The following is an 18,029-nucleotide window of genomic DNA, read 5'->3' as shown; positions in this document are numbered from 1 at the left end:
GGGGTCACGGGCGGCGGTTCAGCGCCGTGGGAGCTCCTGCCGACTGGGCGCCCTCCGATTCCAGTGTGAGGCGGTCCGGTTCCGTCATCGTCAGCACGTACAGGTTGCCCCGGGGGCACTCGAGGACCGCGGCACGGTCGGTGGGATGGCTGGTGGCCGCTTCGAACACCGCGGTGTTCCCGCGGATCTGCTGGAGCCGCAGGGCTTCGGTGCATCCGAGGTTCCGCCCGGTGGCGGCCTCCTTGAGGTCGCTGACCTGTCGGCCCACCAGTTCGCCCACCGTTCCGCCGTTCAGTGTGACGGTGACCGAGAACTCGCCGGTGCGTGCCCGGGACACACCGTCCGCGTCCGGTGTTCCGGGTCCGGTACCCGCCCATGTACCGGCCCACGAGGCCGGCAGCGCTCCTGCCGGGCCCGCCGACGGCGTGGGTGAGGACGCCCCGGGCGAGGACGGTGCCGAGGCTCCGGGGGAGGGCGCCCCGCGCCCGTCGCCGTCGTCGCCGTGTCCGGGAAGCCATACCGCGAGCGCGACGGCCGCGGCGGTGACGGCGGCGGCTCCCGCTGCCGTACCGGCGCCCCGCGAGCGCAGGACTGCCCGCCCCGGCGCGCGCCTCGGGGGTGCGGGGGAGTACGGCGGAGTCCCGGCACCGGCGTGCACGCCCGGCAGCGCCGACGGCGACGGCGACGGCGGCGGAGGCGACAGCGGGACCGGCACGGCCGTAGGCACGGATGCGGGCACGGCCGCGGGGGGAGGGCCGTCCGCCCCGGGGGTGTGGGTGGGCGCTGGGGGGAGGGCGAGGAGGTGACGGAGTTCGGCCTCCCGGCGTCCGGCCTCCGCCGCCAGGGCCCGGGGTGCGGCGGGTCCCCAGCCTTGTTCCGGCCCGTCGTCGGCCAGCCGTGCCGCCATCTCCTCGGCACGGGGACGCTGTTGCGGGTCTTTGGCCAGGCACTCCCTCACCAGAGCGTGCAGCGGCTGCGGCACCCCGTCGAGCCGGGGTTCTTCGTGCACGATCCGGTAGAGCAGGGCCGGCAGGTCGAGTTCTTCGCCGTCCGCGAGGAAGGGACTCCGGCCGGTCGCCGCGTACACGAGTACCGCGGCGAGGGAGAACACGTCGGCCGCGGCCCCGGCCACCGCGCCGGTGGCCTGTTCCGGTGCCAGGAAGCCGGGCGTGCCGATGACCGTGCCGGTGCGGGTGTGCCGCGGGTCGCGGACCGTGCGGGCGATGCCGAAGTCGATGAGGAAGGGCCGCTCCGTGCCGAGCAGTACGTTCGCCGGTTTGATGTCGCGGTGGACCACCCCTGCCGCCCGTACGCCGACCAGTGCCGCCGAGAGTTGCTGTCCCAGGCTCCGGACGGCCTGGGCCTGCAGCGGCCCCCATCCGCGTACCCAGTCACCCAGGGACGGCGCGGGCACGTACTCGGTCGCCAGCCACTGCGGTGACGCGCCCGGCGCGCTGAAATCGACCACCGACACCGTCCAGGGGCTGCGCACCCGGTCGCTGGTGCGTATCTCCCGGTCGAAGCGGTGCGCGAAGTCGGCGTCCAGGCTCAGTTCGCGGTGCACGGTCTTCAGCGCCAGTGCCCGCCCGGACGCCGTCCGCGCCAGGAACACCTCGCCCATGCCCCCCGCACCGAGCCGGGCCAGCAGACGGTACCCGCCGATCTCCGGCGGGTCACCGGGCAGCAAAGACTCCATGGTTCCCCCTGTCCCCGGGGCCGTTGCCGACCCGCGCCGCGCGGCCCGGGCGCCGGGTCGCCGTGATGGACCCTAATGGACCTCGGAGGACGGACCCCGCCCCGCCCGCCTCCCGAGGGGCACGACGCGTAGCGGTGGTCCGGTGGTTGGGGGTGCGCGCGGGGCGGAGCGGGAGCGTCCGGAAGTCTTGTCCGACCCGTGATCCGATTTTCGGACACCCGCCCCACTGCTCCCTCTAATCTGAGCATGTTCAAAACGAGGGGGATCCCAGAAGTGAAGATCAAGCGTATCGCCGCCGTCGCGGCCGCGGCCGTCGTCGGTCCGGTCCTGCTGACCACGCCCGCGATGGCCGAAGAGCAGAGGCAGCCGGCCGTGACCGTGCCGGATGCCGAGCCGAAGGGCGACTCGGCGCCGGTCGCCGGGCCGACGACCCAGGCGGAGGCGGAGAAGCCCGCCGCCACCGGCACCGCGGCCGAGCCGACGGCCGGGGGGCCCGCGGTGGCACCGCCGGCCGCCCCGCAGCCGCCGGCCGCCGGAACGCCCGTACCCCCGGCCGCCCAGGCGCCGGCCAAGGACGCCGCAGGCGCTGCGGCCGAGGACCCCGACGAGGAGCCGCCCACCGGGATGCTCATGGGCCCCGAGGTCAGCGTGCGGGGGATCCCGAAGGCCGGTTTCAAGGCCGACGGCAGCTGGACCCCGCTGACCGTGCGGGTCGACAACACCGGCCACCTCGCCGTTCCGAACTACACGCCCGAGATCTCCGTCATGCAGTGGGACGGGAAGATCAAGGCCTCGCAGGTCAAGGTCGAGCAGCGGGTCACCGCCGGGGACGGGTCCGTCTCCTGGCAGCCGGCGAAGCTGGTTCACGGCCCGGAGCGCGGCCCCGGGCTCGACTACAGGCTCGCCACGACCGCCTCCGTGGCCGTCGACGCCGTCTTCGACGTCGACGTGCGGATCAGCTTCGCCGCGGACACCCCGGTCGTCGCATTCGACCTCACCTCCGACGGCAGGAGCCGCGTCGGCGGCAAGACCAGCGCCTCGCCCTCGGCCTGGTACAACACCGCCATCACGGGCGCGGCCCCCAACACCGACCTGCCCGTCGTCACCGAAGGCCCCGAGCTCACCATCGGCGGTCTGCCCGACGGCATCGCGGTGGGCGGGGCCTGGCAGGACCTCACCGTCCACGTCGACAACTCCGGCAAGCCGGCCCTGGCCGACTTCCACCTGTACTTCAGCCTCGCCCGACCCGACTGGGTCCCGACGGAAGGCGAGCAGCTGGAGGTCGAGGTCTACGGCAGGAACGGCTGGGAGCGCGCGGAACTCGGCTACAGCGACGGCGTCTACGTCGTCAACCACCTCGCCGGCGGCGCCGTTCCCGCGGGCAAGGCGTTCGACGTCAAGCTGCGCATCCGGTTCACCGCCGATACGCCGCTCGGCTTCGCGCAGTTCCGGGCCTCCGGTACGGTCCTCGAGATCGGCGGGAACATCCGGAGCGAGAGCCGCCCGGTCCTGGTGAAGATCCTGGCCGCCGCCCCGGACACGAACACCGGCAACCGGCCCGCCCCGAACGGCGGCACCACCACGACGCCGATCAGCGACACCGGCACCACCGGCCACTCCGGAACCACCACCGAGTCCGGCGGGGAGCTCGCCGCAACCGGTGCCGACGCGGCCACCAGCTGGGCGCTCGGAGGCGCCGGCGTGGCGCTGGCCATGGGCGCGGCGCTGGTGGCCGGTACCGGCCGACGCCGCCGTACGACGGCCTGACCGGCCACGTCCGGCCCCGCCGGTCCAGCGCCACCGGACCGTAGGGTTCCTGCCCCCGGACCTGGGCGTTGCCCGTGCAGTCGCCTGACGGGGTCCCGCACCGTGCGGGACCCCGTCAGCGTTTCTCGCGGCCCCGGGCGCGGACAGTCCGGGCAGGTCTGCCGACAGTACGAGCAGTCCTACCGGTGGTCGGTCGAGACGTGACCGGTGACGGATCGCAACGGATTCGTCGTGGGCGGCGCCGCCCACGTCAGCCTCCATGCCCTCCATGGTGGCCCGGATGCTCATCCTGGCCGGCCTCACCGCCCCCGGCCCAGGACCAGGCCCGGCCGGTGTACGAGTGTTGGGGCTGGGCGCGGGGACCGGCTTCGACGGGGGTCTGCCGTACGCGCTGGTGGGCGACGAGCAGGTCACCACCGTCGACCTCGACCCCACCCTCGCCACCGGCGCGCAGGCGAGCCCGAAGACGGTCCGCTGCGCGCCGACGGTCGAGGCCGCGGACGTCCCCGTTCGGGGCCGTGCCGACCGGTGGTGGATCCGACGGGGCCGCAGATGTCGGAGCCGTCGTGCGACCGCCCTTCTCCACTCCCGGCGACGCGGACGCCTGGGGCGCCACCACTGCGTTCAACGGAGCGTCGGCGGACGCTGTTCGCCCGGTACCGCAACCGGTTCGCCGAGTGGTCGAGCCGCTCCCGCCAGCGGCGACACCGATTCCCTCGAACGCGACCAGCCGGGGCACTTGTTGTCGGGGACGCCGGTGGCGGCCGAGGCGACGGCCTGGGCCGAGCTTGCGGCGGGCGAGGACGAGAACGGTCAGCGCGGTGGCGGCGCCGCCGGCGGGGAGCGCGGCCAGAACATCCGGGTGGGCGGCGAGGGCCGCGGTGAGGGCGGTTCCGGCCGCCTGCCCGGTGCCGACCGACAGGATCAGCCAGGAGTACCCCTCGGTGGTGCGGGAGGCGGAGGCGAGAGAGTCCACGGTGTGGAAGCCGTTGGTGATGATCAAGGTGAAGAACAGCCCCGGGATCGCCATGAGGGCGAAGGCCGTACGGGGTCCGGGCTGGGCCAGCAGGGGTATCCAACCGAGGAGGAACAGGGCGCTGGTGGTGATGAGCTGGGATTTGGTCGTGCCGGGCCACGCCCGGCGGGCGTAGATCAGACTGCCCAGGAAGCTGCCCGTGGAGAACACGGCGGGCAGCAGTCCGCAGAGCATGGCCTGCCCATGGGTGCCCGCCATGCCTGCGGCCCACACGTTCATCGCTCCGAACGCGAACCCCGTTCCCGCCAGCGCCGTGAACAGCAGGACCAGGCCGGCGCTCATCAGCCGTCCTCGTTCGGTCACCCCGGCGGCAGGGCGCCAGGTCTGCGAGGGCGCGGCGGTCAGGACGACCGTCGTGCCCACCAGCCCGAGGGCGGCGGTCGCGGCCAGGGCGGTGTCGGGCCCGTGCGTGGTCGCCAGCCACGAGGCGAGCAGGGGGCCGGCGATGTAAAGGAGTCCCTGCGAGCCAGTGTCGAGGGCTTGGACGACTCGGCGCCGCCCCAAGTCGGGGAGGACCGTCGGCCACAGCGCCCGAAGCCCTGCCTCCAGCGGTGGCGTGACCAGACCCGCGAGCCCGACCACCGCGGTCACCGCCGCGGGGTGCCCGCAGGCCCGGATCAAGGGGAGCGATGCCAGGGAGCCGGCGTTGAGCAGCACCGCCGGTGTCGACACACGGGTTTGACCGTAGCGGTCCATCAGCCTGCCTTTGACCGGCTGGGAGAGCCCGGACGCCAGCCCGTAGAGGGCGGCGAGCATTCCGGCGAAGGACAGCGACCCGCCGCCGCCGGTGATCCACAGGACGAGCCCCACGGGAACCATGGAGTTGGGCAGCCGCCCGATCAGGGTGCCGCCGAGCAGGCGGACAACGTGTCGGCTGCCCAGTACGGCGCCGTATGTGGCGAGCGGCGGGGCGGTGGTCGGGTGTGCGGCCAGGGTCACCAGGGCAGGGCTTTCCATCCGAGGGAGTGCGGGGCGGGGGCAGAGCCGGGTCCAGCGGGCTGTCGCCGTCGTGTGGACGCGGAGGTGGCCGAAGTTGCTGCGGCCACGGGCGTGGCGCCAACGGCCGGTGAGGGGGTGCGGTGCGGGGGTGTGATGCGGCGGCGGCAGGACCGCGACGGCTACCTCCAGATGCCGGCCGATCTGTGCGAGGTCTTGGACATGGTGGTCGGTCTGCGCCGAGAGCAACCGCGGGCGGACGGCGATCTCACGGCAGGCCCGGGCGTTCGGCAAGGTTGCCCAGATGGCGTAGGTGCCGAGGAACCCGGAGCGGGAGCGTAACCCGGAGCCGACCGGCCGCCGCGGAACTTGTGATCTTCCGACAACTCTGCGGGGACGGCCGCAGTTTGCGGCGGGAGGCGATGTCGGCGCGGACGGGGTCGGCTCCACGCGGCGTGCCCTGGAGCCGGCGATCGGCGCCCTGCCGGAGGCCGGTCGGACCACCTTCGGCCAGGACACGCAGGACGGCCTCGCCCGGACCGCCGCGGTGGGCGTGTCCAGGTCCGCCAGGTACCGGCCCACCTGGTCGGGGACCCGGGCGAGGCCGAACACGTACCGCACTCGGTCGGTCGCGTCCAGGCGGACGGCCATCACCGACCGGACCCGGCAGCCGCGTTTGTCCCCCGCGGCGGCGCCGCACTACGGTGCAGGTGTGGACCTCTTCACCCGTTCCTGGACGGCGTTGCGCACGGCGGTCGCCGAGACCCCGGACCCGGACTTCGCGCGGCCGTCGGGCTGCGCCGGCTGGCTCGTAAGGGACCTCGTGTGCCACCTGGTCATCGATGCCCAGGACGTCCTGATCACCCTCGCCACCCCCGCCGTGGCGGAGCCGACCGTCGACGCGGTGACCTACTGGCACGTCGAGGACCGGCCCCCGACCGGCGAGGACCCGCTCGACGCTCTCACCGTCCGGCTGGCCGCCGCGTACGAGGACCCGCACCTGCTGCGGTTCCACCTCGACGACATCGGCTCCGCCGCCGGCCGTGCCGCCGAACTCGCCGACCCGAGGGCCCGGGTGGGCACCCGCGACGAGGTCCTCACCGTGGGCGACTACCTCGGCGCGTACGTCCTGGAGTGGACGCTGCACCACCTCGACCTGATCGCCCACCTCCCGGACGCGCGGACCCGGCCGCCCGAGGAGAGCCTGGCCCGCTCCCGCGCCCTGCTGGAACGGATCGCCGGGGCGGCCTTCCCCACGTCGTTCACCGACCGGGACGCGCTCCTGGTCGGCACCGGCCGCAGCGCGCCCACCGAGGCGCAGCGGGCCGAACTGCGCGACGCGGCGGTCAGGTTCCCGCTCGTCCTGGGCTGACGGGCCCCCGCCGCACGGAGGAGCCGCGCCGGGCCTGGTCAAGGCCGTTCCGCCGAACGGATGCAGTCGTCGGGCAGCAGGGCGTCCGCAGGGATCACAGCGGCCCCGTCCCGCGTTGAACCGTCGAACGGTGCGCTGCGCGCCGGCACACCACACCACACCACACCACACTGCACCGCCGGCCCAGGGGAAGAGGAGGATCCGATGCATGCCGCCGAGGAGAACCGGCAGGAGCTGGACTCGGTCAGCGTCCTGAACGCGAAGAGGACGCTGCTCCAGCTGCTCGGCCGGGCGGGGGTCTCCGCCGATGATGCGGAGGGCCTGATCGCCCTGGTCGAGGCGGGCGCCTTGGCCAGGGCGTGCGAGGAGGTCGGCGCGCTCGGGGGGTCCGTTCCGGGGGACAAGGGCGAGCCGTACGAGTCGGGCTGGCTGGACGGTGCCCGTGCCGTCGCCGACGGGCTCGGCGGGATCGCCGAACGGGCACTGAGGCAAACAGTCGACCCCGACGGACCGAGCACCGCCTCCGCCGCCCGGCCGCCCGTCGGCCGGATGGAGGTGGAGCAGGCGAAGGCGGCCGTCACTCCCCTGTACCTCACCTTCACCGCCGTCTCCGATCTCGACCCCGAGGTCACCGAGGAGGTACTCCGCGCCGTCCTCGCCACGATGACCCCCCGGCAGAGGGCCCGGTACGCCGGCCGGCTGGCGGATTTCGCCGCAGCGCACCGGGCCCGTCTGGAGCGGTTGTACGTGGAGTACGGGCCCGGCAGTGCCACCGCCATCCACAGCCGCTACTCCCTCCTGCACTCCGCCACCAGCGTCGCCGTGCTGGAGCGGCTCGCCACGACGGCGGCCGCACTGCGGGAGGAGTGGGACGCCGCCGAGCTGCCACCGGCCTGGCTGGACGGTCCGATGAGGGCCTGGGAGGCGGTCGGCTGACCCAGCGGCGGCGGCCGGGCCACCGGTACAGGCCTGAGATCACCCATCGCAACCGGAGCGAGGAGGTCCGGAGAAGCCGGATCAGGGCGGCATACGGTCCGCCGGGCCGGCGTGGTCTATCCGGCCGCGCGGAGTCGGGCGGCGGCCGTCTCCGCCTCCCGTACGACGCGGCTCGTGTCGATGTCCACGAGCCGGCCGTCGAACTTCAGGGGCCGTCCGTCGACGAACACGGCCTCGACGTTCTCGGGCCGCCCGTTGAAGACGGTCTGGCCGACCCAGTCGAAGCGCGGCGCGAAGTTCAGGGCGGCCGGATCGACGACCACGACGTCGGCCCGCTTTCCGGGGGTCAGCGAGCCCGTCCGGTCGCTGATCCCGAGGGCCTCGGCGCCGCCCAGGGTGGCCATCCGCAGGACGTCGTGCACCTGCGGGAAGATCCCGGCCTGCGTCGCGCGGGCGCGCTGCAGGCCGATGGCCGTCTTCATCAGCGCGTGGAAGTCCGAGCTGTCGTTGGTGCCGCCGTCCAGGCCGAGGCCGACCTTGACGCCCCGCCGCCCGAACTCGGACAGCCGCATGATGCCGGAGGCCAGCCGCATGTTGCTGAGCGGGCAGTGCGCCGCACGCACGTCGTGCGCGGCGACGGCGGCGATCTCGTCGTCGGTCAGGTGGATCGCGTGGTTGATCAGCAGCCGCGGACCGAGGGCGCCGATGTCGGCGAGGACCCCGATGGGGTCGTCGGCGCGCTGCTCGGGGCGTTCCAGGACGTGGGAGTTGAGCATGACTCCGAGGTCCTGGGCGGCTTCCCAGTGCGCGTGGTTGAGGTGTTGGACGGCTCGCGCCGCGTGCGTGGCGACCTGGAAGCCGCCGAGCGGAACGGGGTCGACGAGTTCCTTCTTCACCTTCGTGACCAGCGTCGGGTCGGCTGCGGAGGGGAACATCGCGTAGGTGAACCGCACTCCGGTTCCGGCCAGGGCCCGTACGTAGCTCTCGATGAGGTCGTACGAGAAGATGTCCACCCAGTCCACGAGGGTGGTCACCCCCGACTGGACGGCGTCGAGGGCGGCGAGGCGTACGAAGCTGTGCAGGGCCTCGGGGGTGAGCCGGCCCCGCTGGGGGTCGGTACATCGTGTGAACCAGCCGAACAGGTCCCCGTCGGTACAGCCCCCGCGGATCACCGCCTGCCAGAGGTGGGTGTGGGTATCGACGAACCCCGGCATGACCAGCTTGCCCGACGCGTCCACGATCCAGGTGCCGGGCGGGGGCCGAAGACCCGTGCCGACGGAGGCGATGGTGCCGTTTCGGATGAGGACGTCGGCGTCCTCGAGGGTGCCGAGGGAGTCGCTGCCGAGGGCCGGGTCCATGGTGAGCACGAGGGAGGCGCCGCGCAGCAGGACCGTCGGGCCGACCGGGACGTGTGGGCGTTCGGGGCGGGTGGTGATGCCGAGGACGAGCGGGGCGGCGGCGGCCAGGCCGAGGATGTCGCGGCGGCTGGGGGCCGGCGACGGAGTGGGGGATGACTGCATGGCGTTAGTACCTCCCGAGGGCTCAGAACGGAAGGCCCGCCCGGGCGACGCCGTGTGGGAGCGTCGCGCAGGACGGGGGATCACACGCAGCATTCCCGGCGAACGGCCATTCGATAGACGTCTGCGGAAAACTTTTTCCGTTCCTGCCGTCTATCGGCCGCCTGACTTCCACACCCCGGACCGCCGCCGGCGTACTCGCCGGTCCGGGCCGGGCAGGGGAGTGCGGGCTGAGCGCGTCGCCTGACCGCTCCTGCCGCCCACCCGCCGATACCGGCCTAGACCGGCGGGTGGTCTGTGGTGAGATCCTGCCGCGCGGCTGCGAGCAGCGCCGCGATGACGGCCGCGGTTGTCGGGTTCGCGGCCTCGGTGTGACGGGTCGCGGCGAACAGGAGGCGCTGGATCGAGTGGTCCGCGATGGGTGCCGTGCGGATTCCTGGTGTGGCCGGGTCGATGGCCGTTCGGGGGACGAGCGCGGTGGCGAGGCCGGCCCGTGCAAGGGTGAGCTGGGCGGCGATGTCGGCGGTGATGTAGCGCGTGGTGGGCGTGAAACCCGCTTGGTGGCAGGCGCGCAGGATGGCCTGTCCGCAGTCCGTGGCCGGCGGTGGTACGGCGAGGCTGTGCGTGGCCAGGTCGCGCAGGGCGATGGGCCCCTCGCCGGCTTGGTCTGCCGCGGTGACGACGAGCAGGGGATCGTCGAGCAGCGGAGAGATGTCGATGCCCCGGGGAGCGGTGTCGGGCAGGTGGTGATACCGCTGGCCCAGTACCACGTCGACGGTGCCGAGTGTGAGTTCCCGCAGTTGTGCCTGGTCGGTGACGAGGCAGGTCACCGTGAGCTGCGGGTGGTGCGTGCCCAGTGCGGTGAGCGCGGGGGCCACGATCCTGGCGACGGTGGAGGGCAATGCGGCGAGCGTGGCGGTGGCACCGACCGTTCCCTTGGCCGCTGCGATGGCGCATTCGGCTTCCTCTACGGCGGCGAAGATCCGGTCGGCGTGTTCGAGGAGCACCTGGCCCGCCTCCGTCAGTGCCACGGTTCGCCCGTCGGGGCGCAGCAGGTCGACTCCCACGTCGTGCCGGAGTGTAGCCAGCTGTTGGGATACGGCCCCGGCGGTCAGCGCCAGTGACTGGGCGGCCGCGGTGATCGAGCCGCGGGCGGCGACGGTCTTGAGCATGTGCAGACGGCGGATATCCAGCATGATCCGATAGATTAGCTAAAGGATTCCATCAGAAAAGATCCCCTTGACCTGTCGAGTCGGTGTGCGTGACCTTCAGTGCATGGAAATCTTCGACTGCATCTCCGCGGTTGCCCGGCCCCTCCACGATTTCGGTGACGCGTTCATGTCCGACGAGGCGACGGCCGCCGTCGGTATGAGTGCCGGGTTCGCCCCGGGGCGCGGCTTCTACTGCCGCGGACGGTTCGGGGTGCTCGGCGAGGCACCGGTCTCGGTGGTCCAAGCGGTACAGGGTTTCCTCGGCCCCCACCTCGTCACCACGGGCTGGCTGGCGGGACGGCCCGTGATGCCGGCAGAGGAGGCCGCCGCCTGCTACGCGCAGGCCCTCCGCACATGGGGGCGCGACCATGTCCCCGGCGACGTCGATGTGGAGCACTTCAATCACCTGGCACAGCAGCTGATCGACGAGGCCGACACCGACGCCCTTCCGCTGTTCGCCGGCTGGCGCGCGCAACCCTGCCCCGGCAACGACCCGGTGGGTGCGGCCATGCAGCGCATACACGTACTACGGGAACATCGTGGTGCCTGCCATCTGACCGCGGTGCGCCTGTGTGGGCTGAGCGGCCAGGAGGCCATGGTCATCAACCTCGGTGTCGAACAGGCAACCCGCTACGGCTGGCAGGATCCGCACCCCGTTGCCGCGACACGAATCCCACGACTGCAACGTGCGGAGCAGCTCACCGACGAGATGCAGGCGCAGCTCTACGCCTCGCTGACCGACCGGCAGCGTACGGAGTTCGCCCGGCTCGTCAACGCGTTGACCGCCCCTTGATTCCGTGACCGCTTCACCGAAGCGGCAGGGGCTTCCGTCGGACTCCGGGCCCGACCGGCAAGGCGTCCCGTCTCCCCCTGCCCAAGGTGGCAGTCTCACCACACATGAAGCTGACCAAAACCAGCCAAACCGGCAACTCGGTACGCTGGATGCTACTGCTGGCCAGTGCCACCATGCTCTTCGTCGAGCTGGCGCTGATCAGATGGGCGGGCGCCAACGTCGTCCACCTCAGCTACTTTTCGAACTTCATCCTCCTGGGGTCGTTCCTCGGCGTCGGCCTGGGGTTCCTGATTCCCGCCGCCCGCGGGCAGTGGCTCAAACGCTGGGCACCGGTCCCGCTCGCGCTCCTCGTCGTCCTGGTCCGCGAGTATCCGGTGCAGGTGCGTCAGAGCAGCAGCCAGATCATCTACTTCACCTCCGTGAACACCACCGGTTTCCCCGAGTGGGCGACGCTGCCGGCCATCTTCCTGCTGACCGCAGTGATCATGATGGTGATCGGCAAGATCACCGCCGACTTCTTCCGCCGCCTGCCCCCGCTCGACGCCTACCGCTACGACCTGCTCGGCAGCCTCACCGGCTCGGTGTCCTTCGCCCTGCTGTCGTGGCTGCGTGCCCCGTCGGTCGTCTGGGGCGTACTCGCCGCCGCGGCCCTGCTGATCCTCGGCGGACGGCGCAACATCCTGCGGTACGGCATCCCGCTCGCGGCGATGGTCTTCGCCCTGTTCTCGGAGACGACGACGGCCGGCACCTCCTGGTCGCCGTACTACAAGATCCAGCTCTTTGACGGCTCGATCTCCGTCAACGGCGTCCCGCACCAGCTCATCATGCCCCTTCCCACGCTGTTGCAGGAGAACTCGCTCTACCGGCAGGCCTACGACCAGACCCCCGCCAACCCGCACAAGCGAGTCCTTGTCATCGGGGCCGGCAACGGCAACGACGTCGCGGTGGCACTGGCCAACGGAGCGGAGCGCGTGGACGCGGTCGAGATCGATCCGCGGCTGCAGCAGATCGGCGCCCAGCTGCACCCTGCGAAGCCGTACGACGACCCACGGGTGCATGTCCACATCAACGATGGGCGGGCTTTCCTGGAGCGGACGCACGCCAAGTACGACCTCGTCGTCCTGGCGCTGCCGGACTCACTGACGCTGGTGTCCGGAGCGAGCAACCTGCGTCTGGAGAGCTACCTGTTCACCCGGCAGGCGTTCGAAGCCGCGCGCGACCACCTCGCGCCGAACGGCGCGTTCGTCATGTACAACTACTACCGGACGAGCTGGCTGATCGACCGCTTCGCCGGCACCCTCGAAGACATCTACGGCCATGCCCCCTGTATGACGCCGTTCGGCACGAACGCGGTCGTACTGATGGCCGGGATGACGCCCGCAGACCAGTCCTGCAAGCAGACCTGGCAGCCCAGTGGCGCGGTCCCGGCGGCCGCGAGCGATGACCACCCCTTCCCGTACCTGTTCCGCCGGGACATTCCCACCCTCTACCTGGGCGTGCTGGGGGCGATCCTGCTGGTGACCGTTGCGTCGGTGCGCCTGGCCGGCGTTCGCCTCCGCAACACGGTCCGCTACACCGACATGTTCCTGCTGGGTGCGGCCTTCATGCTGCTCGAAACGAAGAACGTGATCAACTTCGCGCTCTACTTCGGTACGACCTGGCTGGTCAACGCCCTCGTCTTCATCGGCGTCCTGCTCGCCGTCCTCGCGGGGGTCGAGGTCCGGCGCCGCCTACCGCGGGTCAAACAGCCACTGCTGCAGCTTCTGCTCTTCGGCTCCCTCGCGGTGGCCTGGCTCGCTCCGGCGGATGCCGTGCTCTCGCTGCCCTTCGCCGCACGGCTGGCCGCGGCCGTCGCCCTGGCATTCGCCCCCATCTTCTTCGCCAACCTCATCTTCTCGGACCGCCTCGCGCTCGCCCCTGACCCGACCTCCGCGTTCGGCGCGAACCTGTTGGGCGCGCTGACCGGGGGCGCGCTGGAGTACCTGGCCCTGGTGACGGGCTATCAGGCGTTGCTGCTGGTCGCTGCCCTGCTGTACCTGGGGGCGTGCGTCGCCATGAGGTTCGTCGGGCGCACGGCGACGCCGGTGCCGGAGGATGCGCTCGCCCGCGACGACGAGGGTCTGTCGTCCAAGTGATTTCTGCCTCGGTGCCGGGGGCCGGGCGAGTACGCCGCGCAGTACCGCCCGGCAGGTGGCGGCGGCGCGCCGTCCAGCGCCCGGAAGCGCTGGGCGACGAGCGTGCCTTCCGGCGACCAGGTCTCACGCGGAGCGGACCGTGGAGATCATGTCGGCATCCGTGGCGGGGCCCGGCCGGGGTGGCTTCGTCGACCGGCCGGGCCCCGCGTGCGTGGACCTCTCGTCGCCCTGCCACCGTGCCACGCGCGGGGCCGTACCGCACGCCACGACGCAGGGGGAGTAGGCCGGCCAGGGGGGTGGGCGGTCCACGCCCTGCGCGCGGCGTGCCGTGAGGGCCGGAGGCCCGGAACGTGTGCGGTGCCGGTCAGGCCCGCCGCGGTCTGCGGTGGCTCGCAGGCGGGTCGTCGGCGAAGAGGGCGAGCAGCCCCGCGATGTCGCGGCCCTCCTCCGCGGGGTGGCGGAACGTGGCTCCGGGGGTGATGCGGTAGTGGTTGCGTCGTCCTTTGCGTACCCGGGTGAGGTATCCGTCCTGCTCCAGGTCCGCGACGATCGCCTGGACGGTCCGCTCGGTGAGCACGCAGGTCTCGGCGACTTCCCGCAGGCGGACTTCGGGGTCGCGAGCGAGAGCGAGCAGGACGCGGGCGTGGCTGGTCAGGAACGTCCACGACCCGTGGGGGAGTCCTTCATCACCCATGCCCCAAGCTTGCACCCATTTTGTATATACGTCCTGTTTTTCGCGTATTTCTTGACGTATGTCGGTTGGGTGCCGACCATGCTGTTGGAAGCAGAAACAGCCCCAGAACGTGTGGGGAGGCAGCCATGACCGCCATCATGTCCGACTCCGGGCCCTGTCCTTCGAGCGCGGCCGGTCTGGAGGTCGGGGTGACCTCCGGCCCGGAGCCCGGGACGGTCCAGGTCGTCGTGAGCGGCGAGATCGATTTCGACAACGCCACGTTCCTCCGCAGGGCCCTTCTGGCTGCCCTCGTCTCCCACCGTGCGACCCTGCTGGTGGACCTGGAGCGGGTGACCTTCTGCGACTGCGCCGGCCTGAACACCCTCCTGGCCGCCCGCCATGCTGCCCTGCGGGCTGGACGCGGCCTGCACATCACTGCCGCCGGGCGCCGGGTCGAGCGGCTCCTGACCCTCACCGACACCCGCTCCCTCCTCACCTGAACGGGTGCGCAAGAAGGCAGATGACCCCATGACCATGTGTCCTCCGATCGGTCAGCCGTGCGGGCAGGGGGCACGCTGATGGTGACTGGGCCGGGCCCGTTATCCGGGGACGGCAGCGGGGTCGCCGCCGGTCAGCCCGCAGCTCGCGTCCCACAATCGTGCCGCGGCGGACGGGTCTGCGAGGTGGTTCCACACCGGTTCGCGTCGGGGTGCGCCGCGCTCAGCCGTGCGCCGGTGGTTGTCACATGGACCGGTGGCCGTGACGGGGTGAGGGAGTCCAGCGCGCCGCCGGGATGGACCACCACGCTCGCCACCGTGCTGCCGGCAGCGCGCAGGCGTCGGTCGAGTTCGATGCCGAAGTACATCTGGGCCAGCTTGGAGCGCCCGTAGGCGCGCCCCGGCCGGTAGTCCTTCCGGGACTGCAGGTCGTCGAGGTCGAGCCGCTCGGACTTCGCCGCGAAGCTGCCCGTGGTCACCACGCGGGCCGCGGGCGCGGCCGACAGCAGTGGCATCAGCCACCGGGTCAGGGCGAAGTGCCCGAGGTGGTTCGTGCCGAACATGAGCTCGTGACCGTCCCCGGTCTCCTTGCGCGGCATGTCGTCGAGCGCGATGCCGGCGTTGTGGACGACCGCGTCGAGGCGTTCCACCGCCAGTGATTCCACCGCTGTTCCGAGCGACGACAGGTCGGCGAGGTCCAGCCGTACGGCCCGCACCCGTGCGCCGGGGACGCGTGCCCGGATCGAGGCCGTGGCGGCTTCGGCCCTGGCGGGATTCCGGCTGCCGAGTACGACGGTGGCTCCGGTCGCCGACAACTGCTCGGCGACGAAGTACCCGATGCCCGCGTTGCCGCCGGTGACCAGGAAGACACGGCCATGGGCACCGGGCAGCCGTCGGACGTTCCAGGGCGGAGCGGAGGAGAGGGACGACATGGCGACGGGGATCCCTTGCTGTTGAAGGCGGCTGCGGCTGCCCGCTCGGGGAAGCGCGACCCCCACGGTTCCAGCGGCCACCGACACATCGCCCACGGATCACCGACGGTCCTGCCAGGCGACCGACATCCCGTCCATACGGGTGAACCCGGTCCGGCGGTTGGGAGCGGAGTGGCCCCGTTTGACATGGTCGGAACGGATGGCAGGGTGGTATACGGGGCCAATGTTGGGAGGCTCGGCATGGCATCCGCTTGGGCAAGATGCTCCGCAGCACGACAGCTTCCGCTCCGGCTCACGGTAGGCGCGTTCTTTCTGAACTCAGGGCTCACGAAACTCGGCGCGGACGAGGCCACAGCCGAGCAGCTGCACCAGTTCGCCGCCACGACCTACCCGTTCCTGGACAAGCACGACGCTGAGAAGTTCGTACGGCTGCTCTCCGCCGGGGAGCTCGCCATCGCCGCCGCGCTGCTCGTGCCGGTCGTGCCTGCCGCCGTCGCCGGGGTTGCGCTCACCGCGTTCTCCGTAGGCACGATCGGGCTCTATCTGCGTACGCCGGGGATGCGGGAGGAAGGCAGTCTGCGACCGACCGAGCAGGGAATCGCGCTGGCCAAGGACGTCTGGATGCTGGGCATCGGCGTCTCCCTCATCGCAGAGGGCCTGCACGGGCACCGGTGACGCACCACGAGTACGCCGACGAGACGGAGAAGGAGCGCGGTCCGGTGCGCGACAAGTCAGCCGGCGACGACGCGTTCAAACAGGTCTGGAAGACCGTCGAAGGCGAGGGGATGCTCCCAGCGCCACGGACGAAGACCGCTCCTGGCGGCAGATCCTCATCACGGCCGCCATCCGGCGCGGGCCCGGGCAACGAGGGGGGTGCGGGGCGAGCGCCGGCGTCGCCGAGGTGGACGTGGGCCCGCGATCAGCCCGGGCAGGATCTGTGACTCCTCCTCGGCGGCGGAGGACGGGCCTCCCCAGCGACTGGCCGTCGGTCGACGGGGTAGGAGCGAGGTACTGAGGGGAGCCGGTTGCGGTCGGCTCCGGCCCGTTCGACGAAGGGCTTTTTCATGTCCTCCATGGTGATCGCCCCAGCCTGCGGCACAGACCGTCCACAGACGACGCTGCTGCAGGGCAGGCCCGGTCCGACGGTGGGGGTGGAGGAGGAGTTCGTGCTGGTGGACCGGCTGACGGGGCGGCCTGCGGCCCGTGGTCCCCACGTGGTGCAAGCCGCGAGCGCGGTCCTGGGCGACCAGGTCCAGGCGGAATTCCTCAGCGCGCAGGTCGAGGTGTGCACCGGGCCCACGACGGAACTGAGCGAGCTGAGGGCCGAACTGTCCCTGCTGCGCAAGGTGCTGGGGGAGGTGGCAGCCAGTGAGGGATGTCTTCTGGTCGCCACCGGCACCCCCGTGATCCCACCCGGGAGTCCGCCGACCGTGACCCCGGGAGAGCGATACGGGCGGATGGCTGCCCGCTGGCCCTCCCTGGTCGGTTCGTACGACGGGATGGTGTGCGGGTGCCACATCCACATCGGGGCGGACGGGCGCGGCCAGGCCCTCGCGCTGGCCAACCACATGCGCCCCTGGCTGCCGGTACTTCAGGCCCTCGCCGCCAACTCGCCCTTCTCCCTCGGGAAGGACAGCGGATGGGCGAGCCGTAGATCCGTGGAACACGCGCGCTGGCCCGGCGTGGGGCCCGCACCCCTCCTCGACGAAGGCGGCTACGAGCGCCTGGCAGACCACCTGGTGAAGACGGGCACCCTGCTGGACCGCCGAATGATCTACTGGTACGCGCGCCCCTCCGAGCACGTACCGACGCTGGAGATCCGGGTCTGCGACGTGAACGCCGACCTCGACGTGGTGCTGCTGCTCACCGCCCTGGTGCGGGGCCTGGCCACCGCACTGCTGCTCGACATCGGGGACGGGCGCCCGCCGCCCGACCTGCCCACCGGGTGCCTGCACGCCGCCCACCGGCTCGCCGCCCGGCACGGGCTGGCGGGCGAAGGCCTCGACCCCGCGCGAGGGGAGTACGCACCGGCCCTGACACTGACGGAGCGGCTCCTGGTCCGTGCCGCGCCCGGGCTCGCCGCCACGGGAGACCTCGAGCTCGCGGAGGAGCTGTTCCACCGGGTGCGGCGCTCCGGAGGCGGGGCCGCCCGCCAGCGCGCCGCGTACCTGCGGCGGGGGCACCTCAGTGACGTGGTGAGCGATCTGGTCCGGGCCACAGCCGTCGCAGGCTGAAGCGGTTCGCCCTGCGATTGGGGCCGGAGCCGATCACCCGTGGGCCCGGCCTGCAGGGGTCCGTGGTTCCGCTGCCCCTGCCGTACTCCTGCTCGGCCTTCTCCCGCAGCCGCGGCCGCAACCGCTGTCGCCCGGCCGGATCGCCGGCGTGCTGTGCCGCCTGCTCCAGCTCCTGCGCTATGTCGCGCCCCGACGGACAGCCGGCGGCGTGCAGGTGAGCTCGCGGCACGCGCCGGGCAGAGGCCGGCGTACCAGTGTGCCGACGCGTCGGCCCGGCACAGGGCCTCGTAGGCT

At 72.1% G+C, this 18,029-nt stretch carries 14 protein-coding genes and 1 pseudogene; 8 read left to right on the top strand and 7 right to left on the bottom strand.

Going from position 1 to position 18,029, the window contains the following annotated elements; all coding sequences use genetic code 11:
- Positions 1-4: 4 nt before the first annotated feature.
- On the bottom strand, positions 5-1,696 hold the full coding sequence (locus tag JYK04_RS02195; RefSeq protein WP_189743352.1) for a serine/threonine-protein kinase: 1,692 nt from the start codon (positions 1,694-1,696) through the stop codon (positions 5-7).
- A 273-nt stretch (positions 1,697-1,969) separates the two neighbouring features.
- Here JYK04_RS02195 and JYK04_RS02190 point away from each other — a divergent pair, with 273 nt between their 5' ends.
- The gene (locus tag JYK04_RS02190) at positions 1,970-3,463 is read left to right on the top strand and encodes a hypothetical protein (RefSeq protein WP_189743350.1); all 1,494 of its coding nucleotides are present in this window, start codon (positions 1,970-1,972) and stop codon (positions 3,461-3,463) included.
- Positions 3,464-3,713: 250 nt separating this feature from the next.
- Here the strand turns inward: JYK04_RS02190 and JYK04_RS02185 are convergent, their stop codons facing one another.
- Positions 3,714-5,456: an MFS transporter gene (locus tag JYK04_RS02185; RefSeq protein WP_229876405.1), complete on the bottom strand. Its 1,743-nt coding sequence runs from the start codon at positions 5,454-5,456 to the stop codon at positions 3,714-3,716.
- Positions 5,457-6,147: 691 nt separating this feature from the next.
- Between JYK04_RS02185 and JYK04_RS02180 the strand changes: the two genes are divergently transcribed.
- Together JYK04_RS02180 and JYK04_RS02175 are read left to right on the top strand one after the other, a co-directional pair.
- Positions 6,148-6,807, top strand: coding sequence for a maleylpyruvate isomerase N-terminal domain-containing protein (locus tag JYK04_RS02180; RefSeq protein ID WP_189743348.1), 660 nt, complete (start codon positions 6,148-6,150; stop codon positions 6,805-6,807).
- Between the two features lie 204 nt (positions 6,808-7,011).
- Positions 7,012-7,743 (top strand): hypothetical protein, encoded by a 732-nt coding sequence (locus JYK04_RS02175; protein WP_189743346.1) that lies wholly within the window; start codon positions 7,012-7,014, stop codon positions 7,741-7,743.
- A 116-nt stretch (positions 7,744-7,859) separates the two neighbouring features.
- Here the strand turns inward: JYK04_RS02175 and JYK04_RS02170 are convergent, their stop codons facing one another.
- Together JYK04_RS02170 and JYK04_RS02165 are read right to left on the bottom strand one after the other, a co-directional pair.
- A complete protein-coding gene (locus JYK04_RS02170; RefSeq protein WP_229876402.1) occupies positions 7,860-9,263 on the bottom strand; it encodes an amidohydrolase family protein in 1,404 nt (467 codons plus the stop codon).
- Positions 9,264-9,538: 275 nt separating this feature from the next.
- A complete protein-coding gene (locus tag JYK04_RS02165) occupies positions 9,539-10,456 on the bottom strand; it encodes a LysR substrate-binding domain-containing protein (RefSeq protein WP_189743344.1) in 918 nt (305 codons plus the stop codon).
- Positions 10,457-10,535: 79 nt separating this feature from the next.
- On the opposite strand from JYK04_RS02165, the gene JYK04_RS02160 reads away from it, so the two are divergent.
- Both JYK04_RS02160 and JYK04_RS02155 read left to right on the top strand, forming a co-directional pair.
- Positions 10,536-11,264 (top strand): SCO6745 family protein, encoded by a 729-nt coding sequence (locus JYK04_RS02160; protein ID WP_189743342.1) that lies wholly within the window; start codon positions 10,536-10,538, stop codon positions 11,262-11,264.
- Between the two features lie 104 nt (positions 11,265-11,368).
- Positions 11,369-13,399: a spermidine synthase gene (locus tag JYK04_RS02155; RefSeq protein WP_189743340.1), complete on the top strand. Its 2,031-nt coding sequence runs from the start codon at positions 11,369-11,371 to the stop codon at positions 13,397-13,399.
- A gap of 364 nt (positions 13,400-13,763) precedes the next feature.
- On the opposite strand, the gene JYK04_RS02150 is transcribed toward JYK04_RS02155, so the two are convergent.
- The gene (locus JYK04_RS02150) at positions 13,764-14,093 is read right to left on the bottom strand and encodes a helix-turn-helix transcriptional regulator (protein WP_189743338.1); all 330 of its coding nucleotides are present in this window, start codon (positions 14,091-14,093) and stop codon (positions 13,764-13,766) included.
- A gap of 125 nt (positions 14,094-14,218) precedes the next feature.
- Between JYK04_RS02150 and JYK04_RS02145 the strand changes: the two genes are divergently transcribed.
- Entirely contained in the window at positions 14,219-14,572 is a 354-nt protein-coding gene (locus JYK04_RS02145) for an STAS domain-containing protein (protein ID WP_189743336.1), read from the top strand.
- A 99-nt stretch (positions 14,573-14,671) separates the two neighbouring features.
- Here the strand turns inward: JYK04_RS02145 and JYK04_RS02140 are convergent.
- Positions 14,672-15,501 (bottom strand): annotated as a pseudogene (locus JYK04_RS02140) (SDR family NAD(P)-dependent oxidoreductase).
- Between the two features lie 240 nt (positions 15,502-15,741).
- Here JYK04_RS02140 and JYK04_RS02135 point away from each other — a divergent pair.
- Positions 15,742-16,176 (top strand): MauE/DoxX family redox-associated membrane protein, encoded by a 435-nt coding sequence (locus JYK04_RS02135; RefSeq protein WP_189743334.1) that lies wholly within the window; start codon positions 15,742-15,744, stop codon positions 16,174-16,176.
- A gap of 398 nt (positions 16,177-16,574) precedes the next feature.
- Entirely contained in the window at positions 16,575-17,735 is a 1,161-nt protein-coding gene (locus JYK04_RS02130) for a carboxylate-amine ligase (RefSeq protein ID WP_189743332.1), read from the top strand.
- Here JYK04_RS02130 and JYK04_RS40955 read toward each other — a convergent pair.
- Entirely contained in the window at positions 17,686-17,964 is a 279-nt protein-coding gene (locus tag JYK04_RS40955) for a DUF6381 family protein (protein WP_229876392.1), read from the bottom strand. The genes JYK04_RS02130 and JYK04_RS40955 overlap by 50 nt on opposite strands.
- Positions 17,965-18,029 lie beyond the last annotated feature (65 nt).

The organism is Streptomyces nojiriensis (genome assembly GCF_017639205.1).
Lineage (GTDB): Bacteria > Actinomycetota > Actinomycetes > Streptomycetales > Streptomycetaceae > Streptomyces > Streptomyces nojiriensis.
This window is presented reverse-complemented; position numbering and strand designations above follow the sequence as displayed.

What these genes read in the sequence shown, in the direction of transcription:
- JYK04_RS02170 (WP_229876402.1), bottom strand. Translation starts at nt 9,263, where the DNA reads ATGCAGTCATCCCCCACTCCGTCGCCGGCCCCCAGCCGCCGCGACATC.
- JYK04_RS02155 (WP_189743340.1), top strand. Translation starts at nt 11,369, where the DNA reads ATGAAGCTGACCAAAACCAGCCAAACCGGCAACTCGGTACGCTGGATG.
- JYK04_RS02145 (WP_189743336.1), top strand. Translation starts at nt 14,219, where the DNA reads ATGACCGCCATCATGTCCGACTCCGGGCCCTGTCCTTCGAGCGCGGCC.
- JYK04_RS02135 (WP_189743334.1), top strand. Translation starts at nt 15,742, where the DNA reads ATGGCATCCGCTTGGGCAAGATGCTCCGCAGCACGACAGCTTCCGCTC.
- JYK04_RS02150 (WP_189743338.1), bottom strand. Translation starts at nt 14,093, where the DNA reads ATGGGTGATGAAGGACTCCCCCACGGGTCGTGGACGTTCCTGACCAGC.
- JYK04_RS02185 (WP_229876405.1), bottom strand. Translation starts at nt 5,456, where the DNA reads ATGGAAAGCCCTGCCCTGGTGACCCTGGCCGCACACCCGACCACCGCC.
- JYK04_RS02160 (WP_189743342.1), top strand. Translation starts at nt 10,536, where the DNA reads ATGGAAATCTTCGACTGCATCTCCGCGGTTGCCCGGCCCCTCCACGAT.
- JYK04_RS02195 (WP_189743352.1), bottom strand. Translation starts at nt 1,696, where the DNA reads ATGGAGTCTTTGCTGCCCGGTGACCCGCCGGAGATCGGCGGGTACCGT.
- JYK04_RS02175 (WP_189743346.1), top strand. Translation starts at nt 7,012, where the DNA reads ATGCATGCCGCCGAGGAGAACCGGCAGGAGCTGGACTCGGTCAGCGTC.
- JYK04_RS02165 (WP_189743344.1), bottom strand. Translation starts at nt 10,456, where the DNA reads ATGCTGGATATCCGCCGTCTGCACATGCTCAAGACCGTCGCCGCCCGC.
- JYK04_RS02130 (WP_189743332.1), top strand. Translation starts at nt 16,575, where the DNA reads ATGGTGATCGCCCCAGCCTGCGGCACAGACCGTCCACAGACGACGCTG.